22 protein-coding genes are annotated in these 19,961 nt (G+C 64.3%); 11 read left to right on the forward strand and 11 right to left on the reverse strand.

What is annotated here, in order from left to right:
* Positions 1–185 precede the first annotated feature (185 nt).
* Positions 186–1,148 (forward strand): DUF1402 family protein, encoded by a 963-nt coding sequence (locus EJ071_RS03785; RefSeq protein ID WP_126096880.1) that lies wholly within the window; start codon positions 186–188, stop codon positions 1,146–1,148.
* A gap of 251 nt (positions 1,149–1,399) precedes the next feature.
* Here EJ071_RS03785 and EJ071_RS03795 read toward each other — a convergent pair whose 3' ends face one another.
* Genes EJ071_RS03795 through EJ071_RS03805 form a run of 3 tightly spaced genes read right to left on the reverse strand, consistent with a single transcriptional unit; the run spans position 1,400 to position 4,100 of the window.
* Positions 1,400–2,629: an FAD-dependent oxidoreductase gene (locus tag EJ071_RS03795; protein WP_126096881.1), complete on the reverse strand. Its 1,230-nt coding sequence runs from the start codon at positions 2,627–2,629 to the stop codon at positions 1,400–1,402.
* A gap of 5 nt (positions 2,630–2,634) precedes the next feature.
* The gene (locus EJ071_RS03800) at positions 2,635–2,949 is read right to left on the reverse strand and encodes a MocE family 2Fe-2S type ferredoxin (RefSeq protein ID WP_071100904.1); all 315 of its coding nucleotides are present in this window, start codon (positions 2,947–2,949) and stop codon (positions 2,635–2,637) included.
* Between the two features lie 44 nt (positions 2,950–2,993).
* A complete protein-coding gene (locus tag EJ071_RS03805) occupies positions 2,994–4,100 on the reverse strand; it encodes a fatty acid desaturase family protein (protein WP_126096882.1) in 1,107 nt (368 codons plus the stop codon).
* A gap of 176 nt (positions 4,101–4,276) precedes the next feature.
* Between EJ071_RS03805 and EJ071_RS03810 the strand changes: the two genes are divergently transcribed.
* The 8 genes from EJ071_RS03810 (at position 4,277) to EJ071_RS03840 (ending at position 12,461) form a co-directional block, all read left to right on the forward strand.
* Entirely contained in the window at positions 4,277–5,308 is a 1,032-nt protein-coding gene (locus EJ071_RS03810) for a LacI family DNA-binding transcriptional regulator (protein WP_126096883.1), read from the forward strand.
* Between the two features lie 371 nt (positions 5,309–5,679).
* A complete protein-coding gene (locus EJ071_RS03815) occupies positions 5,680–6,621 on the forward strand; it encodes a sugar ABC transporter substrate-binding protein (RefSeq protein WP_126096884.1) in 942 nt (313 codons plus the stop codon).
* 195 nt (positions 6,622–6,816) lie between these two features.
* Complete coding sequence (locus EJ071_RS03820; protein ID WP_126096885.1) at positions 6,817–7,893, forward strand: ABC transporter permease; 1,077 nt, start codon at positions 6,817–6,819, stop codon at positions 7,891–7,893.
* Between the two features lie 2 nt (positions 7,894–7,895).
* Positions 7,896–8,666, forward strand: a complete 771-nt coding sequence (locus EJ071_RS03825) for an ATP-binding cassette domain-containing protein (protein ID WP_126096886.1) — start codon at positions 7,896–7,898, stop codon at positions 8,664–8,666.
* Positions 8,667–8,746: 80 nt separating this feature from the next.
* Positions 8,747–9,739: an inositol 2-dehydrogenase gene (iolG, locus tag EJ071_RS03830; RefSeq protein WP_126096887.1), complete on the forward strand. Its 993-nt coding sequence runs from the start codon at positions 8,747–8,749 to the stop codon at positions 9,737–9,739.
* 378 nt (positions 9,740–10,117) lie between these two features.
* Positions 10,118–10,912, forward strand: a complete 795-nt coding sequence (locus EJ071_RS03835; RefSeq protein WP_126096888.1) for an SDR family oxidoreductase — start codon at positions 10,118–10,120, stop codon at positions 10,910–10,912.
* 237 nt (positions 10,913–11,149) lie between these two features.
* Positions 11,150–11,281, forward strand: a complete 132-nt coding sequence (locus EJ071_RS39980; protein ID WP_281058894.1) for a hypothetical protein — start codon at positions 11,150–11,152, stop codon at positions 11,279–11,281.
* 88 nt (positions 11,282–11,369) lie between these two features.
* Positions 11,370–12,461, forward strand: a complete 1,092-nt coding sequence (locus EJ071_RS03840; RefSeq protein WP_126096889.1) for a 3-deoxy-7-phosphoheptulonate synthase — start codon at positions 11,370–11,372, stop codon at positions 12,459–12,461.
* Positions 12,462–12,485: 24 nt separating this feature from the next.
* Here EJ071_RS03840 and EJ071_RS03845 read toward each other — a convergent pair whose 3' ends face one another.
* From EJ071_RS03845 to def, 6 genes are all read right to left on the reverse strand, one after another.
* Positions 12,486–13,121 carry a LysE family translocator gene (locus EJ071_RS03845; protein ID WP_126096890.1) on the reverse strand — a complete coding sequence of 212 codons (636 nt, stop codon included), beginning with the start codon at positions 13,119–13,121 and terminating at the stop codon, positions 12,486–12,488.
* 250 nt (positions 13,122–13,371) lie between these two features.
* A complete protein-coding gene (gene truA, locus EJ071_RS03850) occupies positions 13,372–14,172 on the reverse strand; it encodes a tRNA pseudouridine(38-40) synthase TruA (protein WP_126096891.1) in 801 nt (266 codons plus the stop codon).
* A gap of 24 nt (positions 14,173–14,196) precedes the next feature.
* Positions 14,197–14,703, reverse strand: coding sequence for an N-acetyltransferase (locus tag EJ071_RS03855; RefSeq protein ID WP_126096892.1), 507 nt, complete (start codon positions 14,701–14,703; stop codon positions 14,197–14,199).
* Complete coding sequence (fmt, locus tag EJ071_RS03860; RefSeq protein ID WP_126096893.1) at positions 14,700–15,635, reverse strand: methionyl-tRNA formyltransferase; 936 nt, start codon at positions 15,633–15,635, stop codon at positions 14,700–14,702. The genes EJ071_RS03855 and fmt overlap by 4 nt, the downstream gene beginning before the upstream one ends.
* Positions 15,636–15,689: 54 nt before the next feature.
* Positions 15,690–15,857, reverse strand: coding sequence for a hypothetical protein (locus tag EJ071_RS38340; RefSeq protein ID WP_189521412.1), 168 nt, complete (start codon positions 15,855–15,857; stop codon positions 15,690–15,692).
* Between the two features lie 62 nt (positions 15,858–15,919).
* Positions 15,920–16,450, reverse strand: a complete 531-nt coding sequence (gene def, locus EJ071_RS03865; protein WP_126096894.1) for a peptide deformylase — start codon at positions 16,448–16,450, stop codon at positions 15,920–15,922.
* Between the two features lie 103 nt (positions 16,451–16,553).
* Here def and EJ071_RS03870 point away from each other — a divergent pair, with 103 nt between their 5' ends.
* Positions 16,554–17,804 carry a DNA recombination protein RmuC gene (locus tag EJ071_RS03870; protein WP_126096895.1) on the forward strand — a complete coding sequence of 417 codons (1,251 nt, stop codon included), beginning with the start codon at positions 16,554–16,556 and terminating at the stop codon, positions 17,802–17,804.
* A gap of 228 nt (positions 17,805–18,032) precedes the next feature.
* Here EJ071_RS03870 and EJ071_RS03875 read toward each other — a convergent pair whose 3' ends face one another.
* Both EJ071_RS03875 and EJ071_RS03880 read right to left on the reverse strand, forming a co-directional pair.
* Positions 18,033–18,437, reverse strand: a complete 405-nt coding sequence (locus tag EJ071_RS03875) for a GFA family protein (protein WP_126096896.1) — start codon at positions 18,435–18,437, stop codon at positions 18,033–18,035.
* Positions 18,438–18,466: 29 nt separating this feature from the next.
* Positions 18,467–19,426 carry a cation diffusion facilitator family transporter gene (locus tag EJ071_RS03880; RefSeq protein ID WP_126096897.1) on the reverse strand — a complete coding sequence of 320 codons (960 nt, stop codon included), beginning with the start codon at positions 19,424–19,426 and terminating at the stop codon, positions 18,467–18,469.
* Positions 19,427–19,532: 106 nt separating this feature from the next.
* Between EJ071_RS03880 and EJ071_RS38345 the strand changes: the two genes are divergently transcribed.
* Positions 19,533–19,808 carry a hypothetical protein gene (locus EJ071_RS38345; RefSeq protein ID WP_189521600.1) on the forward strand — a complete coding sequence of 92 codons (276 nt, stop codon included), beginning with the start codon at positions 19,533–19,535 and terminating at the stop codon, positions 19,806–19,808.
* Positions 19,809–19,961 lie beyond the last annotated feature (153 nt).

Consider the following 19,961-nt stretch of genomic DNA (forward strand, 5'->3'; position numbering starts at 1 on the left):
CTGGCCACCATTCTTGATGGCGGGCCAAAGCCTTCTCTCGACTCTCCTGCCGCCTTTACCTAGGTTGCCGCCGATTTCGCAAGCAATTTCAGGAAAAGTGTGCAGCGGTTTTCCGTCCGAAATTGTGTAAAAATAAGTGGTTGGAACGGATCGGCGATAGCTGAGCCGGTCCAGGGCGGCGGCGCATGAAGAAGCTTATACTCCTCTTTCTCGGCCTGGCTTTGGCGTTGACCATAATATCGATAGCCGACGCGGCGACGCTGGTGCCGCCGGGCAACCGCAACGGCGTGCAGCCCGACATTCCCGGCGCCTCCAGCCGGCGCACCCAGGCCACCAACACCACCTTCCAGGCCAAGTACCGCAAGGTCTACGCGCTGCTGCAGAACGATGCCGAGCTGCGCGCCAAGATCAGGAAGACGGCGGCGGCCTACGGCATCGATCCGATGCATATCGTCGGCGCCATCGTCGGCGAGCACACCTACAATGTCGACGCCTACGACCGGCTGCAGACCTATTACGTCAAGGCGATGTCGTATCTGTCCAGCAAGCTCACCTTTGCCTATGACGGCGAGGACGTCAGCGATTTCGTTCAGCGGCCGGAATTCAAGAAATGCGCCGGCATGGACGACAGCTACGACCTCTGGGAGTGCCGCGAGCAGGTGTGGAACCATTCCTTCCGCGGCAAAACCGTCGGCGGGACGAGCTTTCCCAATGACCGCTTCGGCGCCACTTTCTTCCAGCCCTACTACGCCGGCCAGACCTTCGGCCTCGGCCAGCTCAACCCGCTGACCGCGCTCCAGATGAGCGACATCGTGCACAAGGTCTCCGGCCTGCCGGAGCTCGACGTCGGAGATCCCAACTCGGTCTACAAGACCATCATGGATCCGGACCTGACGCTGCCCTACGTCGCCGCGACCATCAGGAAGTCGATCGACGCCTACCGCAGCATCGCCGGCTTCGACATCTCGCACAATCCGGGCCTGACCGCCACGCTCTACAATGTCGGCAATCCCGAGCAGCGCGCCTATGCGCTGAAGGAAGAGAACGAGAAACGCCGCGCCGCAGGGGAACCGGAGAAGCTGCCCGAGGAGAATTATTACGGCTGGCTGGTCAACGACAAGCTGGACGAGCTGAAGGCGCTGTTTTAGCGGCGAGTCAACTCTTCTTTGGACGTCGGCGCTGCCCCTCATCCGCCTGCCGGCACCTTCTCCCCGTATAGTGACGGGGAGAAGGGAGTTAGCCGCAGCGCCGAGGCTCCTTCTGCAGCGTTGGCGACCGGCGAAAGCGTTGATGACCGCGTCTTTCTCCCCGTCACTATACGGGGAGAAATGCCCGGCAGGGCAATGAGGGGCGGCGCCAACGTCGACAATTGGCGGACTGCGCTGTCGTGGGGCGCTCCCTATGCCGCCAGCAGCGACTTCAGCTTGACCGCTTGCGAGCCGAGCGCCTCCGGTGCCGGGCTCGCTCGCTTGGCGATCAGCATTTCCGCCAGCCGGATGTCGCGCGCCACCGCATTGCCGGGGCCGATGCCGCTGGCGGCGACCAGCCGCCCGTCGTCGGCCAAATGGAACAGGATGAAGGCGCCGTCGTCGAGGTCGCGCCGCACCGTCGAGCGGCCTTCGTCCGAAAGCCCGGCGATCTGGAGGGTCAGCCCGTACTGATCCGACCAGAACCACGGCACGGCGGCGTGCGCCTCGTTGGCGCCCAGCATGTTCTTCGCGGCGAGCGCGCCCTGCTCCTGCGCGTTGCGCCAGGCTTCCAGCCGCACGCGCCGGCCGCCATAAACGCCAAGCGGAAACGAGCAGCAGTCACCGGCGGCGAAGATATCCGGATCGTCGGTGCGCAGCGTCCCGTCGACGGCGATGCCGTTGTCGATCGCCAGTCCCGCTTCGGCGGCGAGCGCCGTCACTGGCACGGCGCCGATGCCGATCACCGCGAGATCGGCGACGACCTCGTTGCCGTCGGCAAGCGTGACGAGGACCTCCACACCATTGTCGGCAATGGCCGCGATACCCTGGCCGGTAAGCACTTTCACGCCTTCGGTCTCATGTGCCTTGTGGATGATCTCGGCGATCTCGGCCGGCACGCCGCGCATCAGGATGCGCGGCTGCGCCTCCAGCACCGTGACCGTGGCGCCGAGCTTGCGCGCCGAGGCGGCGAGCTCGAGGCCGATGAAGCCGCCGCCGATGATGGCGACACGGTTGCCGGCGCTGAGATGGGCACGGATGGCGAGCGCGTCGTTGAAGGTTCTGAGATAAACGCAGCGGCCGCCCAGGCCCGGCATCGGCAGCTTGCGCGGCGCGGAGCCGGTCGCAAGCAGCAGCTTGTCATAGGCAAGGGAGGAGCCGTCGGACAGGCGCACGACATGCGCGGCGCGATCGATCGCGACGGCGCGGGCGGAATGGATATGGCGGATCGAGCGCTCGGCCAATAGTTCGTCGCTGGCGATCGCCTTGATCAGCGGCGCCTCGCTGGTCATCGCCTCTTTCGACAGCGGCGGCCGCTCGTATGGCAGATGCGGCTCGTCGCCGACCAGCGTCACCGGCCCTTCATAGCCGAGATCGCGCAGCGTAAGCGCCGCGCGACCGCCGCATTCGCCGGCGCCGATGATGACCATCCCCGCCTGCATGGCGCTCACCCGACCTGAATGAGGACTTTTCCGGCGTCGACCTTGACCGGATAGGTCTTGAGGTTGACGCAGACCGGCGCGCCGCGCGCGTCGCCGGTCTTGTAGTTGAAGCGGCCATTGTGCTTCGGGCATTCGATGATGTCGTCCATCACCAGCCCGTCGGCCAGATGCACCTTCTCATGCGAGCACAGGCCGTCGGTCGCGAAATATTCGTCCTCCGGGCTGCGATAGATGGCGTAGGTGCGGCCGGCATGGTCGAACCGCATCACGTCCTCCTCGTCGATGTCTCCGGCCGCGCAGGCCTCGACCCAGTCGCTCATGTCGTCCTCCAGCGAAAATAGATGGTCGGTTGTGTCGAAACCGGTCACTCGGCGGCGGCCGCCGCCGGGTTGTCGCTGTGCAGCTCTTCCCGATAGGGTTTCGCCGTCGGCGGCAGCTCGCGCTTCAGGAAATAATCCTCGTTGCGCAGCTGGCGCAGGAAGGCGGGAACCATCTCGCGGTAGCCGGCCAGGATCGACGGCGTCGGCGCCGGCAGATCGTGCTTGATCAGCGCGTGCAGCTTCGGCAGCGCGTGATAGGGCACCATCGGGAACATGTGGTGCTCCACATGGTAGTTCATGTTCCAGTAGATGAACCGGCTGACCGGGTTCATGTAGACGGTGCGGCTGTTCAGGCGGTGGTCGATGACGTTGTCGGCGAGGCCGCCATGCTGCAGCAGTCCTGTCATGACGTGATGCCAGGCGCCATAGAGGCGGGGCAGGCCGACGAGCATCAGCGGCAGCCATGAATGCAGATAAAGCGCCAGCGCGACGGTCGCGATGTAGATGGCGAGCCAGATGCGGGCGGCGCGGATAGCCTTCGGCTGCTCCTGCTCCGGAATGAAGGTCTTTTCCGCGGCGCTGATGACGCCGGCGGCATTGCGCACCATGTCGGTCATCGCGTGCCAGGCGTCGAGAATGCCGAAGAAGTTCAGGACAAGGCGCAGAAGGTCCGGCGGCCGCATGACGGCGATCTCGGGATCGCGGCCGACGATGATGGTGTCGGTGTGGTGGCGCGTGTGGCTCCAGCGCCAGGTCACCGGATTGCGCATGATCATGAAGCAGGCAAGCTGGTAGACGGCATCGTTCATCCACTGGGTGCGGAAGGCGGTGCCGTGGCCGCATTCGTGCCAGCGGGAATCGGTCGAGGAGCCGTAGAGCGTGCCATAGACGAAGAAGAACGGCACGCACCACCAGCTGCCCCAGAACCAGGCGCCGCCCGCGCCGCTGAGGATCAGCGCGCCGAGCCAGACGATGGTGTCGCGGATCGCCGGCTGATCGGAGCGCTGCATCAGCTCCTTCATCTGCTTGCGCAGGATCTCGGTATGGTACCACTCGGCCGCCGAAAGCCCGTTCTCGACCGCGCGCCTGGCGTCGCGGCCGGTCAGGCTGTAGTCGCGTCCGGACGGCGCCGAAGGCGTGATTGCCGTCATTTCGAGTTCCTCCATCAGCACTTGGCGAATGGCCCTATGCGGTGCCCGGTTCGCGCATGGCTGGCTTCGACTTCACCATAGCTTCAAGCCATGATAGCCTCAACGTCACAAAGATAGATTCTATCATTTCCTATCAGGATGAGCTACTCTCAAGTCGAGCAGGCGATGGAGCATTCATGGCAAGGCGGCCGACAATCACCGATCTCGCGCGCGTTTCCGGCGTCAGCGTCGCCACCGTCGACAGGGTGCTGAACAACCGCCTGCCGGTGCGCGAGGAAACGGCGCGCCGGGTCTACGAGGCGGCGACCGATATCGGCTATCACGCCGCCGGGCTGATCAAGCAGCGCATGCGCCAGGAAATGCCGGAATACCGCCTCGGCTTCCTGCTGCTGCGCGGCAACGATGTCTTCTACGGCGATTTCGCGCGCGAGCTGGAACTGGCGGTGTCGCAATCGCAACGCATCCGTGGCGTCGCGACGATCGACTTCGCCGCTTCGCTGGCGCCCGACGAGATCGCCGCCCAGATGCGCAGGCTGGCGGCGAAGTCCAGGGCCATCGCCGTCGTCGGCCCGGACCACCCGACGCTGACGGCGGTGGTCGAGGCGCTGAAGGCGAGAGGGCAACCGGTCTTCTCGCTGCTGTCCGACTTCGCCGCCGGCATCCGCGAGGGCTATGTCGGCCTCGACAACCGCAAGGTCGGCCGCACCGCGGCCTGGATGATCGCCAAGGCGGCGAAGAAGCCGGGCAAGGTCGCGCTTTTCGTCGGCAGCCACCGCTTCCACGGCCATGAATTGCGCGAGATCGGCTTCCGCTCCTATTTCCGCGAGCACGCGCCGGACTTCACCGTGATGGAAACGCTGGTCAATCTGGAAGCCAACCAGGTGACGCATGATGCGATGCTCGACCTTCTGGCCCGGCATCCGGACCTGGCCGGCTGCTATGTCGCCGGCGGCGGGATGGAAGGCGCGGTCGCGGCGCTGAGGGCGGCAAAGCCTGAAAACATGCCGGTGGTCATCTGCAACGAGATCAACGCCTTCTCGCGCGCAGCCCTTGCCGACAACATCCTCACCATGGTGATCTCGACACCGCTGGCGGCGCTTTGCCGCGAGCTTGTCGGCCTGATGGCGCATGCCATCGAGAGCGGCGCCGCCAATGCGCCCGGCCAGACTTTCCTGCCCTTCGACATCTATCTGCCGGAAAACATCTGAGCCGCCATTCGCCGGAATGATGTGATCCATCAGGCTGATGGAATTCTTTCGCGCTGGGATTTGGCCCAAGATTCGCCGCGGAATGCACCCGTCCCCCGGCCACGGAGGGCGCTGCAGGCTGACCGGCAATGAAAATCCGGCATGTCCATTCCGAATCTCCCTTGACGTCGCCAAGCGAAATGGAATAAATATTTCACCAACTGGGCATTTTGGTTCTTTCGTTCCGGAACATCTGTTTCAAACAGAGGACCAGGCGTTCCATTTGCGCAAGGAGAACGCCGTCGGAGCGGCCAAAGGGAGAGATTCCCCGGAGAGATCGGGGATTCCGGTTCAATCGGTGCAGCCGGACACCAAGTGGAGGAGAAACTAAAATGAAGAAACTGCTTTTGGGCGTCGCGCTATCGGCGCTGATGAGTTCGTCCGCCTTCGCCGCCAAGATCGGCGTTTCGATGGCTCTTTTCGACGACAACTTCCTGACCGTGCTGCGCAACGGCATGATCGCGCAGGCCAAGGGCATGGACGGCGTCGAGCTGCAGGTCGAGGACGCGCAGAACGACGTCGCCAAGCAGCTCGACCAGATCAAGAACTTCGCCGCTTCCGGCGTCGACGCCATCATCGTCAACCCGGTCGACACCTCGGCCACCCAGGCGATGTCGGATGCGGCCGCCGCGGCCAAGATCCCGCTGGTCTATGTCAACCGCGAGCCGGTCAATGTCGATAAATTGCCCGACAACCAGGCCTTCGTCGCTTCGAACGAGGCCGAATCCGGCACGCTCGAGACCAAGGAAGCCTGCCGCCTGCTCAAGGAAGCCGGCAAGAAGGAAGCCAATGTCTATGTGATCATGGGCGAGCTGTCGAACCAGGCCGCGGTGCAGCGGACCAAGGACATCGACGAAGTGATCGCCACGCCGGACTGCAATTTCATCAAGATCATCGACAAGCAGACCTCGAACTGGAAGCGTGACGAAGCGCAGAACCTGATGACCAACTGGCTGTCGTCCGGCAAGGCGTTCGACGGCGTCATCGCCAACAACGACGAAAGCGCCATCGGCGCGATCCAGGCGATGAAGGCAGCCAACATCGACATGAAGTCGGTCGTGGTCGGCGGCGTCGACGCCACCCAGGACGCGCTGGCCGCGATGCAGGCTGGCGATCTCGACGTGACGGTCTTCCAGGACGCGGCCGGCCAGGGCGCCGGCGCGCTCGATGCGGCGCTGAAGCTCGCCAAGGGCGAGAAGGTGGAGCACAAGGTCTATATCCCCTTCCAGCTCGTCACACCGGCGAACATCGACAAGTTCTTGAAGAAGAACTGAGGCTGCGCTTCTCAAGAGTAATTCCAGGAAAAGTGTGAAACGGTTTTCCGTCCGGAATTGCTCAAAACAAGAGTGGAGCGGCGCTCCGACGCATCGGACTGGCTGAAACCGGCCGCTGATAGAGCGGCGCTGCTCCCTTCTTTCTCCCGCCCCACCGGGCGGGAGAGCGGGCGCGGTCATTCGGAGGAAGAAGACGTGTCACAGACATCGCATGGCATTGGCGGGCTGAGCTATGACGCCAAGAAGCGCCCCTGGCCTGCAGAGTTCAACGTGTTCCTGGCGCTGGTCATCCTGGTCGGCGCGTTCGAGCTGATCGGCCGCGTCTTCCTCGGCGACAGCTTCCTGTTCAACACCCGTGAAAATGTCAGTGGGATCTTCAACGAGGCCCGCCTGCAGATCATCATCCTGCAGGTGTCGATCGTCGGCATCATCGCCATCGGCGTGACGCAAGTCATCATCAGCGGCGGCATCGACCTGTCCTCGGGGTCGATCGTGGGCGCAACGGCGATGATCGCCATGAGCTTCGCGCAGGTAGCGACGGTCAACGGCAACCCCAACCCCAAGGCGATGTTCCTGGCGCAGGGCTGGACCGATCTGCCGGTGATCGTGCCGCTGCTGGTCGCCATCGCCTGCGGCCTCGTCGCCGGTCTCGTCAATGGCGCGCTGATCGCTTACACGCGCATCCCGCCCTTCATCGCCACGCTCGGTATGATGGTCACGGCGCGCGGCATCGCCAAATGGTGGTCGAAGGGTCAGCCGATCTCGTTCCCCACCGACAGCTTCGCCGCGATCGGCAAGGGGCTGATGCCGGTCGTCATCTTCATCTCGCTGGCGATCCTGTTCCAGCTCATCTTGAGCTACACCCGATACGGCAAGCACTGTTACGCCATCGGCTCCAACGAGGACGCCGCGCGCATGTCGGGCATCAAGATCGCCAACCACAAGGTGCTGGTCTATGTGATCGCCGGCATCCTCGCCTCGATCGCCGCGGTGGTGCTCTCGTCGAAAAACCTCACCGCCCAGGCCGGCATGGGCGTGATGTACGAGCTCGACGCCATCGCAATGGCGGTCATCGGCGGCGTCTCGCTCTCGGGCGGCCGCGGGTCTATCATCGGCACCGTGATCGGCTCGCTGATCTTCGGCGTCATCATCTCCGGCTTCACCTTCCTGCGCCTCGACGCCTACTACCAGGAGATGGTCAAGGGCGTGATCATCGTCGGCGCAGTCGTTCTCGATCAATGGCGCCAGCGCCGCCGGGCGATAGGAGCTTGACCATGTCCGACATCGTTCTGAAAACCGAAAACCTCACCAAGCACTATGGCGGCGTGCATGCGCTGCAGGAGGCGAACTTCGAGCTGCGCAAGGGCGAGCATGTCGCCATCATGGGCGACAACGGCGCCGGCAAGTCGACCTTCGTGCGCCAGATCACCGGCGTCGAGCAGCGCACCGACGGCAAGATCTGGTTCGACGGCAATGAAGTGAACTTCGCCGGCCCGATCGAGGCGCGCGAGGCCGGCATCGAGACGGTGTTCCAGAACCTCGCTCTGGCCGACGATCTCGACGTTCCGTCGAACCTGTTCCTCGGCCGCGAGAAGGTGCTGTTCAACCTCGGGCCGTTCTCGATCCTCGACCGCAAGGCGATGCGCAAGGCTACGGAGGCAGCACTTGTCCGCACGGCAGTGAAGATCCCGAACCTTTCCAGCACCATCCGCCACATGTCGGGCGGCCAGCGTCAGTGCGTGGCGATCGCCCGTACCGCGACGTTCGCTTCCAAGCTCATCATCATGGATGAGCCGACGGCGGCCCTCGGCGTGCAGGAAACAGCCCAAGTCGAAAACATCATCCGCACGCTCAAGGAAAACGGCGAGCCGCTGATCCTGATCAGCCACAACATGCGCCAGGTGTTCGATCTGGTCGACCGCATCGTCGTCTTCCGCCGCGGCCGCATCGTCGCCAATTTGCGCAAGCAGGACACCGACGGCAACGACATCGTCGCCTATATCACCGGCGCCAAGACCGGACAGGCCGAACTCCAGGCCGCCTGACAGGCGTCACGACGGGACCAACCAATCGTCCGCGCCGAGAGGCGCGGACATGTTTTAGAACCATCCTCGAAGGACATTCCATGACACTCCGCTTCGCTCTTCTCGGTGCCGGTCGTATCGGCAAGGTGCATGCCCGCGCCGTTGCCTCAAACCCGCAGGCCAAACTGGTTGCCGTGGCCGACGCCTTCGAGAAGGCGGCGACGGAGCTCGCCTCCGCCTATGGCGCGGAAGTGCGCACCATCGCGGCAATAGAGCAGGCCAAGGACATCGACGCCGTCATCATCTGCACGCCGACCGACACCCATGCCGATCTCATCGAGCGTTTCGCCAAGGCCGGAAAGGCGATCTTCTGCGAGAAGCCGATCGACCTCGACGTCAAGCGCGTTGAGCAGTGCCTCGCCGTGGTCGAGAAGGCCAATGCTGTGCTGATGGTCGGCTTCAACCGCCGCTTCGATCCGCATTTCGCCGCCGTCCGCAAGGCGATCGACGACGGCGCCATCGGCGCGGTCGAGATGGTCACCATCACCTCGCGCGATCCCGGCGCGCCGCCGCTCGACTATATCGCCCGCTCCGGCGGCATCTTTCGCGATATGACCATCCATGACTTCGACATGGCGCGCTTCCTGCTGGGCGAGGAGCCGGTGGCGGTCAGCGCCCATGCCTCGGTGCTGGTCGACAAGAAGATTGGCGATGCCGGCGATTTCGACTCGGTCAGCGTCATCCTGGAAACCGCCTCCGGCAAGCAGGCCGTCATCTCCAACTCGCGCCGCGCCACCTATGGCTACGACCAGCGCATCGAGGTGCATGGCTCGAAAGGCATGGTCGCGGCCGAGAACCAGCGCCCGGTGTCGATCGAGCTTGCCAACGACAAGGGCTATACCCGTCCGCCGCTGCACGACTTCTTCATGACCCGCTACATCGACGCCTATGCCAACGAGATCGCGACCTTCATCGCCGCCAACAGCGCCGGCAAGAAGGCCTCGCCGAGCGGCAAGGACGGGCTGGTCGCGTTGAAGCTGGCCGATGCGGCGCTGAAGTCGGCGAAGACGGGCAAGACCGTTCGCATCGACTGATCCGATGAGACAGGTATTTCGATGGCGGTCGGATTGTCTGTCTCCAACGCTTGGCGATTAGCCGGAACGCTTATCACGTCGTCATCCACGGGCGGAGCAAGGAGCGAAGCGACGCGGCGCAGACCCGAGGATCCATTCCGTTACATCGGAACGGTGCCAACGGTGCAGAATTCTGCTCCGCTGTGTTCTTCAGCCGGGGTCACGGAATGGATCCTAGGGTCTGCGCTGCGTCGCTACGCTCCTTGCTTCGCCCTAGGATGACGACGTTGAGGACGCTTGGACCAAGGTATCAACGTTGCGGCAAGGCACCGGGAGACCGATCGGAACCTCAATGAACCTCGAAAATCCATTGGTAGTCAAAAACACAGGAGCACAGCGATGAGCGGTTTGGCCGGTCGCAATTCAGAAACGCGCGCCATCGTCACCGGCGGCGCGCAGGGCATTGGCTTCGCCGTCGCCGAGGCCTTGGCTGATGAGGGCTGCCGTGCGCTGGCGCTGGTCGGCCGCTCGCAGGAGAAGGGCGACAAAGCGGTCGCCGCGCTCAAGAGGGGCGGCGTCGACGCCATCTTCATCAGCGCCGACGTCGCCAACGTCGGCGATTGCAAGCGCGCCATCGCAACGGCCATCGCCCATTTCGGCACGCTCAACGCGCTGGTCAACGCCGCCGCCACCTCGGCGCGAGGCTCGCTGATCGAAACCACCGAGGAGGTCTTCGACCAGATATTCGACACCAATGTGCGCGGCCCCTTTTTCCTGATGCAGGGCCTTGTCGCGCATCTCCTGGAGCGCAAGGCGCCGGGCTCGATCGTCAACGTGTTGTCGATGTCGGCGCATGCCGGCCAATCCTTCCTGACCCCCTATTCGACCAGCAAGGGCGCGCTGATGACGCTGACCAAGAATGTCGCCAGCTCCTATCGGCGGAACCGCATCCGCTGCAACGCCGTGCTGCCCGGCTGGATGGACACCGAGGGCGAGGCGATCGTGCAGAAGAAATGGCACGCCGCGCCCGACGACTGGCTGGAGAAGGCCGAAGCCGCGCAGCCGATGGGCCAGCTCGTGAAACCGGCGCAGCTTGCCCGGCTGATCACCTATATGCTGAGCCCGCAGGCCGGCGTCATGACCGGCTCGCTGGTCGACTACGACCAGAACATTGCCGGCGTGATCGGGGAGTAGCGCAGGGGGGCGACGCCAGTCACTTCGTCATCCACGGGCGAAAGCAAGGAGCGAAGCGACGCGGCGCAGCCCCGAGGATCCAGGCCGCGACTCCAGGGCGTTGCTGCGGTCCAGAATTCTGCATCGCCGCGCTCTTCGGCCAAGGTCACGGAATGGATCCCAGGGTCTTCGCGACGCCGCTGCGCGGCTGCTTCGCCCTGGGATGACGAAATCGCGAAGGTTCGGCCCCATCCGAAATTGCCTGCCAATCAAGCACGTGACAAGCGCCCCGGCATCGACTATATGAGCCGCATGATCCACCTGACCGCCTCGTTTTGGTACTTTTACTACGACAGCTCGCTGGCGGCGGGAGGATTGCGCTCGATCTGAAGATTGCAGCATCTAAATCCGAAAAGCCGCCAGACCTGGCGGCTTTTTCGTTTCAGCCGGCAGGTCTCCTAACCAGGAGCAGAAAGCCGTGTTGACCACCACAGACGACCTTCGGGTCAAGGAACTCAAAGTCCTGAGCACGCCGGAAGAGGTGATGCGCGAGATACCGCGCTCGCTCACGGCGACGCGCACCGTTGCCGCATCGCGCAACGCCATCCATTCCATCCTGACGGGGGCCGACGATCGACTGGTAGTCATCGTCGGCCCTTGTTCCATCCACGATCCGGTTGCCGCCGTGGACTACGCCAGCCGTCTGGCGGCGCTGCGCGAGGCCCTGGCCGACCGGCTCGAGATCGTCATGCGCGTCTATTTCGAGAAGCCGCGCACCACGGTCGGCTGGAAGGGCCTGATCAACGATCCCGACCTCGACGGCAGCTTCAACATCGACAAGGGGCTGCGCATGGCGCGCAACGTGCTCTCCGCCGTCAACAATCTCGGCCTGCCGGCGGCGACCGAGTTCCTCGACATGACGACGCCGCAATACATCGCCGACCTCGTTGCCTGGGGCGCCATCGGCGCGCGCACGACCGAAAGCCAGATCCACCGCGAGCTGGCGTCGGGTCTCTCCTGCCCGGTCGGCTTCAAGAACGGCACCGACGGCAATCTCAGGATCGCCGCCGAGGCGGTGAAGTCCGCCGCCCAGCCGCATCATTTCATGGCGGTGACCAAGGGCGGCCGCAGTGCCATCGCGGCGACCACCGGCAACGAGGACTGCCATGTCATCCTGCGCGGCGGCGTTGTGCCCAACTTCGATGCGGCGAGCGTTGACGCTGCCGCGACGGAGCTCGCCCGCATAGGTGTCGCGCCGCGCCTGATGATCGACGTCAGCCACGCAAACAGCGGCAAGAAGCCGGAGAACCAGCCGAAAGTCGCGCACGATGTGGCGGGGCAGGTGGCTGCGGGCGACGAGCGCATCATCGGCGTCATGATCGAGAGCAATCTCGTCGCCGGCCGCCAGGACGTCGTGCCCGGCAAGCCGCTTGTCTACGGCCAGAGCATCACCGACGGCTGCATCGACTGGGCGACCACCGAGACGGTGCTGCACGGCCTCGCCGGCGCCGTCGAATGGCGCCGGTCGGTAAAGCGCGAAATGCTCGCCACCCGACAGGGCGCGGCCTGAGCGAAATGTGGGGGAGGGCGGCGATCACGCCGCCCTCAGCCCTTCCCATGCGGTGAACACCGAGACGGCAAACAAAAGCAGGCCAGCCGCACGCCCGGCGAAAGCGGTCGCCTGCGGATTGCCGACCAGAAGCGCCCGGCTGCGCCCGGCGGTGATGGCGAGGCCGCCATAGATCCCTGCCTGAGTGGCGACCGTCAGCAACCCCATGACGGTCGCCTGCATCCAGATCGGACCGTAAGCCGGCTTCAGGAACTGCGGATAGACGGCAAGGATGAAGAGATAGGCCTTGGGGTTGATCAGGCAGGTGACCAACCCTTGGCGAAAGGCTTTCCAGGCGGAGCGGCTGCCGGCGGGCGCATCATCGCCGACGGTAATCGAGCTCCGCATCAGCGAAATTCCGATATAGGCCATATAAGCGGCGCCGGCGATCAGCAGCGGCTTGAACAGGACCGGCACGAAATGCATGAGCAGGCCGACGCCGATCGCGCCGTTCAGCGTATGCACTGCGCCGCCGAGCATGATGCCGGCGGTCGCAGCAAGGCCTCTGTCGCGTCCGCCGGTCAGCGCATTGGCCAGCACGAACAGCATGTCCATGCCCGGGACGGCGATGATGCCGAAAAGCAGGACGAAGAACAGCCAGAGGTTTTCGCTGTAGCTCATGTCAATCGCGCGGAGCCCCATGCGGCCGAACCACGGAGGATCCCGTTGATTTTCAAACCGATGGGCGGCCCTATAAGACATCCCAACTGACGGGGCGGTGTCAGTAGCGTTTCGGTTGTGTGAAGAAAATGCGCAAGGCGCGCCGCGCCCGTCCAATGCATGTCGCCCAGAAGTGTACAGCGGTTTTGGGATAACGACATGCATAAAAACTTGAAGCGCGTCGCCTGAATCCGTTTCAGTGCGACGCGCTTTAGTCAGACGATTTGGCCCCAAGCGACGCTGACTGACCGCTTTGCTCCGCGGATCCCGGATAGTCGACGCCGACAAGAAACAGGCCGTCCGGCGGAGCAACCTGGCCGCAGGCGGCGCGGTCGCGCGCTTCCAGCGCCGCCCTGAGGTCGTCGGCGCTCCAGGAGCCGTCGCCGACGCGCCGCAAGGAGCCGACCATCGAGCGCACCTGGTTGTGCAGGAAGGAGCGCGCCGAGGTTCGCACCTCGATGAGATCGCTCATACGGCTGACGTCGAGTTGGGCAAGCGTGCGGACGGGGCTTTCGGCCTGGCACTGGGTGGAGCGGAAGGTGGTGAAATCGTGCCGCCCGAGCAGCACTTTCGCCGCCTCGTGCATGGCCTCGGCATCGAGCCGTTTCGGCACCCACCAGACCTTGCCTTTTTCCAGCGCCGACGGGGCGCGGCGATTGAGGATGCGATAGAGATAATGGCGGCCGGTGGCCGAAAAGCGCGCGTCGAAGCCGTCGGCGACGACCGCCGCCCTCAAGATGGCGATACGCGCGCCGGCCGCCTGCAGATGGGCGTTGACGGCATCGCGCACCTTGTCGCCCGCCCAGGCCTTGGCGAGATCGACATGCGCCACCTGGGCGGTGGCGTGCACGCCGGCATCGGTGCGGCCGGCGGCACGTAACCTTACTTCTTCGCCGCAGAATTTTTCGATCGCCTGCTCGATCGCCTGCTGCACCGATGGCTGGTCCGCCTGATGCTGCCAGCCGGCGAATTGGCTGCCGTCATATTCGATATCGAGCCGAAAACGCGGCATGTTCTGCTATTCGTTCGCGCCCGCCTAAGCGGCGAGCGCGATGAAGGCCGAAGCGTAGACCAGCCTGCCGGTCGCGGGCGCGTCGCCCCAGGCAAGAGCCTGCAGCGCCTCGCCCTGGTACTCGCTCTCGAACTTTTCGGCGCGGGCATGGCTGTAGCCGAAGCGGCCATAATAGGCCGGGTCCCCCAGCACCACGGCCAGCGCCTCGCCGGCTTCCTTGAGGCGGATATGCGCCTCGCGGATCAGCGCGCCGCCGATGCCGGTGCCGTGGAAGGACGGCTCGACCGCCAGCGGCGCCAGCGCCAATGCCGCGAAGCGCTTGCCGCCGTTCTGCACGAAAAGCCTGGAAAACAGGATGTGGCCGACGACCTGGCCGTCTTCTTCCGCGACCAGCTCGACGACGGCGTCGCCGCCCGTCACCAGCGCGTCGACCAGGCCGGCCTCCGCCTGCTGGCCGAAGGCATGCTCTTCGACGAGGCGGATCGCCTCGCGATCCCGCGGCGTCGCCGCGCGTATCGACATCATGCTCATGTGAGTTTCGTTCCTTTTTCGATCTTGGCCCCGCGCAAAAACTCCTGCGCGGCGGCGGGCCTTCCGCCCGCCCGTTGAACTTCGACCAGCCGGACCGCGCCTGACCCGCAGGCGACCGTCAGCCGGTCATCGAGAATTCCTCCCGACTCGCCGACGCCATCAGAGAGCGTCGAGCGAAGCAGTTTCAGCCGCTCCATGCGGCCGCCAATTTCGACCTCGCACCACGCGCCCGGAACGGGCGAGAGGCCGCGAATGTGATTGTGGACTTCGCCGGCAGGCCGCGTCCAGTCTACGCGTGTCTCCGATTTATCGATCTTTCGGGCGTAGGTCACCCCTTCCGTCGCCTGTCGGGTAAATGTCAGACAATTTATCCCCAGCTGCGTCAGCGCTTCCACCATCAGCGAAGCGCCTATGTCCATCAACCTGTCATGCAATTCGCCGGCCGTCATATCGGGTCCGATGGAAGATTTTTCAACCAATGCCACCGGACCGGTGTCCAAACCTTCTTCCATGCGCATCACCATCATGCCGGTTTCGGCATCGCCGGCCATGATGGCGCGCTGGATGGGAGCGGCGCCCCGCCAGCGCGGCAGAAGCGAGGCGTGGCCGTTGAGGCAGCCCAGCCTGGTCGCCCCCAGGACGGATTTTGGGAGAAGCAGCCCATAGGCGACGACCACGGCGACGTCCGCCCGCAAGGCGGCGAAGGCCTGCTGCTCGGCTTCGCCTTTCAGCGATGTCGGCGTGCGCACTTCCAAGCCCAGCCGTTCGGCCTCGCGCTGCACCGGCGAGGGCGTCAGCTCCAGCCCGCGCCGGCCGGCGGCGCGCGGCGGCTGCGTGTAGACGGCGGCGATGTCGTGACCGGCCTCGGCGATCGCGCGCAAGGTCGGCACGGAAAAATCCGGCGTGCCCATGAAGATGACGCGAAGGGGCATATTTATCTCGCGGTGCTGTTCAGGCGCTCGCCTTGAGCATTTATGAGCTTCAGATCACGTCGCGATATAACCGAAGTCGCGTTTTCGTTCGGCCTCGACTTCATACATCAACTTGGCAAAGTCGTCGTCGATCGCGTCTTCGGAGACGAATGCCGAGCGCACCGCATCCCACGCCGAAAAACTCGGCTCAGGCCCGTCTTTGGGAAAGCCCTTGATCAGCATTTCGCTCGTCGATGCCTCCAAGCCGAGATCTGTAATGCGGAAGGCCGTGCTCCAAACGGCTGCTAGCCCACCATCTTGCCCGGCGCCTTCTCCTTGGCAAGCTTCTTGAACTTCCTGACCACCATGTCGCGCTTCAGCTTCGAGATGTGGTCGATGAACAGCACGCCGTTGAGATGGTCGATCTCGTGCTGCAGACACGTCGCCATCAGGCCTTCGGCCTGCATCTCCTGCAGCTTGCCGTCGCGGTCGAGATATTTTACCCGCACGGCCGCCGGACGTTCGACCTCGGCATAATAATCCGGGATCGACAGGCAGCCTTCCTCATAGACCGAGCGCTGGCCGGAGCTTTCGAGGATCTCCGGATTGATGAAGACATGCGGCGCCGGCTCTTCGCCCTCCTTGGCAAGGTCGATGACCAGCAAGCGCCTCGGCTCGCCGACCTGGATCGCCGCCAGCCCGATGCCCGGCGCATCGTACATGGTCTCCAGCATGTCGTCGGCGAGCTTGCGCAGATCGCTATCGACGCGCTCGACCGGTTTGGAAACCTGGCGCAGGATCGGATCGGGAAGGATGATGAGCGGCTTGATCGACATGGCGTCTCACCTAAGACGTCGTTGGAAAAGCGTCAACCGGGACGACTTCTGACTGTTCACGTTTTGATCTGTGCCAGCGAACCGAATCGGTTATGCTGCCGGCATGAACGACATGACCTCCATCCTTTCCGAGCCAGTTGCAAGGCTGGGCGCTACCACGATCACGCTCGGCCAGGCGCTGGGTTTCGGCGCCGCGCTGCTGCTTGCGCTGTTCATGGCGCTCGTCGTCGCGTTGTGGCGCGCCGCAGGGGCACGCGCTGTGGCGGCGACAGAGGCCGCCGACCATGCCCGCGATACCGAGGCGCGCATGGCCGACATCCTGCAGGCACAGGCCGAGATGCAGGGACGGATGGGCGCGATCGCCGAAGTGTTCGGGGCGCGGCAGGCCGAGCTCACCCAATCGCTCGGACAGCGGCTTGACGCCATGACCGGCCGCCTCGGCCAGACCATGGCCGAGCAGACCAAGTCGACGCATGAGAGCCTGGCCAAGCTGCAGGAGCGGCTGGCGGTGATCGACACCGCGCAAGGCAACATCCAGTCTTTGGCCGGACAGGTGGTGCAGTTGCAGGCGATCCTCTCCAACAAGCAGACGCGCGGCGCCTTCGGCCAGTCGCGCATGGAAGCGATCATCGCCGATGGGCTGCCGCACGGCGCCTACGAATTCCAGGCGGGCCTCTCCAACGGCAGCCGGCCGGATTGCCTGGTGCGGATGCCGAACGGCGCGCCGATGCTGGCCATCGACGCCAAGTTCCCGCTCGAAGCCTGGAACGCCATTCGCGCCGCCGAGGGCGCCGACCTGCAGAAGGCGGCGGCGCAGGCATTCCGGCGCGACATCGAGGTGCATATCCGCGATATCGCCGAAAAATACCTGATCCAGGGCGAGACGCAGGACACCGCCTTCATGTTCGTGCCGTCGGAATCGGTGTTCGCCGAGATCCACGAGAATTTCGAAGCGGTGGTGCAGAAGGCGCACCGCGCCCGCGTCGTCATCGTCTCACCGTCGCTCCTGATGCTGTCGATCCAGGTCATCCAGGCGATCCTGAAGGACGCGCGCATGCGCGAGCAGGCGCATCTGATCCAGGGCGAGGTCATCCGCCTGATGGAAGACGTGGCGCGCGTCGACGAGCGCGTGCGCCGGCTGCAGACGCATTTCGGCCAGGCGGCCAAGGACATCGACGACATCCTCGTCTCGACGTCGAAAGTCACCAAGCGCGGCCAGAAGATCGAAGCGCTGGAATTCGCCGAAGGGGAAGCCGAGCCGCCGCGCGGCCCGGCCAAGGTGGAGGCCGCCGCGCGCGTGGCCGATTCCAAGACGGGTCAATTGCGGTTGAGGGTCGTCGAAGACAGCGAGTAGTTTCGCCGGAGATTGGCGGAAGCGCCCATCACATCGTCATTCTAGGGCGGAGCAAGGAGCGAAGCGACGCGCGCAGACCCTAGAATCCATGCCGTGACTGCGGAGCGCCGCAACGGCGCAGAATTCTGATACGCCGCATTCCTCGGCGAGCGTCACGGAATGGATCCTCGGGTCAAGCCCGAGGATGACGAAGGTGGAGAAGGCTTTCAGCCAATCGCCAAGGTCGATCTACTGCTCCTCGACGATCCTGGTGTCCTCGAATTCCGGTAGCCAGTGCAGCGCCGAGCGGTGCCAGTACTGTGTCCTCGGCACCAGCTGATCGCGCTGGCGCGCCGTGCCCGTCCTGACGCCATAGACCTTCGGCCCGTCGCCGACCGACGTGGCGTAGAGATGCGAGCCGCACTCGCCGCAAAAGCCCTGCGCGCGCTTGGCGCCGCTCGACCCGGTCTTGATGTAGACCTTGGGCTCGCCCTTGGTGATGCGGTAATCTTCCTCCGGCACCCGCACGGTGACGCGAAAAGCCGTGCCGGTGAGTTTCTGGCAATCCGTGCAGTGGCAGATCGAGGTCTTTTCGGGATCGACCTCCGCCTCATAGGTGATGGCGCCGCAATGGCACCCGCCGTCGATCTTCATCAGCTTCCTCCGTAAGAGTTCATCCAAGTCTAATCCTCGCTTGAGGCCTCGGCGATGGCCTTTCGCCGCAGCTCCCACGTGCCAGCGGCCTGCGGTTTGACGAACAGCCTAGTAACCTCCGGCATCTCCTGCTTCAGCCGCGCCTCCAGGCGCTCGATGCAGGCCTCGATCTCCGGCGCGGTGAGATGGTCCTCGAACTCGATGCTGAGGCCGGCCACGATTTCCTCCGGACCGATGTGAACGCTCAATATGCCGTTCGCCCGCTGCACTGCGGGATCCTGCTCGGCGATCGCCAGCACCCTGCGCTCTACTTCGACAGAAGCGGGCTCGCCCATAAGCAGGCCCTTGCTCTCCCGCGCCAGGAAGATCGCGGTCGCGCCGAGGATGATCGCGATGCCGATCGAGCCCACGCCGTCGAGCTCGGGAATTTCCAACAGCTCGGATGCGAGGATGCCCGCGAAGGCGACGATCAGGCCAAGCAGTGCCGCGCTGTCCTCGAAAAGTACCGTGTAGACGCTCGGATCCTTGCTGAGCCGCACTGCCTCGAACCAGCCCTCCCGGCCTTTCTGTCCCCGGAACTCCTTCAGCGCCACCAGCCAGGAGCTGCCTTCGAACAGGAAAGACAGGCCAAGCACGATGTAATTGACCCTGGCGTTGACGACCGGCACGGGCGCCATGATGTGGATGACGCCCTCGTAGAAGGAAACGCCGGCGCCAAGCGCGAAGACCAGAAGGGCGACGATAAAACTCCAGAAATAAAGCTCGCGCCCGTGGCCGAGCGGATGCGTGCGGTCGGGCGGGCGCGCGGCACGGCGCATGCCGTGAAGCAGAAGCGCGCCGTTGCCGGTATCGACCAGCGAATGCACGCCTTCCGACAGCATGGCGGAGGAACCGGTGAAGGCTGCGGCGGCGAACTTGGTCAGCGCGATCGCGAGATTGCCGGCGAGCGCAGCATAGATCACCCTTTTCGAGCCGCTATGCCCTGCCATCCGCTTCCAGATCCTCTTCAGAGCGCCGAGCTTAACGACCCGCCGGCCGAAGCTCTACAGACAATGCGCCAGCCGTTGCGAGGTTCACGGGTACTGAGGAAATCGGTTGCCGCCGCTCGAAACCTGTTCGATTCCCGCCGAATCAGGGAAAACGGTTGACATCGGGAAAGCCGGCTTTCGAAGCGGCAAGCGGCCTCTTGCGGTCGGGGCGTTTCTCTTGTTTCACTTGGGCTGCCCACAATCGGAGGAGCGAATCATGGCTAAAGGTGCGATGAAGGCGGGCAAGGAACCCCGCAAGCCGAAGAAGGACGCGAAGAAACCAGCCGCGGCCCCGGCTCCGAAGGCGCCGCCGGTCAAGGCGATGCGCATCAAGGAGAAGTAAGCCGCCAGCGCGGCCGATCCGTCGTGATGCGCGTTCGAACCGGCAGCATTCGAATGCTGCCGGTGTTTTGTTGATCGGGGCGCAAGACTACCTATATCGACGCGGCGAGGACGACCTCGCTTCCCCTGAAAATCGGCCGGGACGACCCGCCAC

Source organism: Mesorhizobium sp. M1B.F.Ca.ET.045.04.1.1, from assembly GCF_003952465.1.
Taxonomy (GTDB): domain Bacteria; phylum Pseudomonadota; class Alphaproteobacteria; order Rhizobiales; family Rhizobiaceae; genus Mesorhizobium; species Mesorhizobium shonense.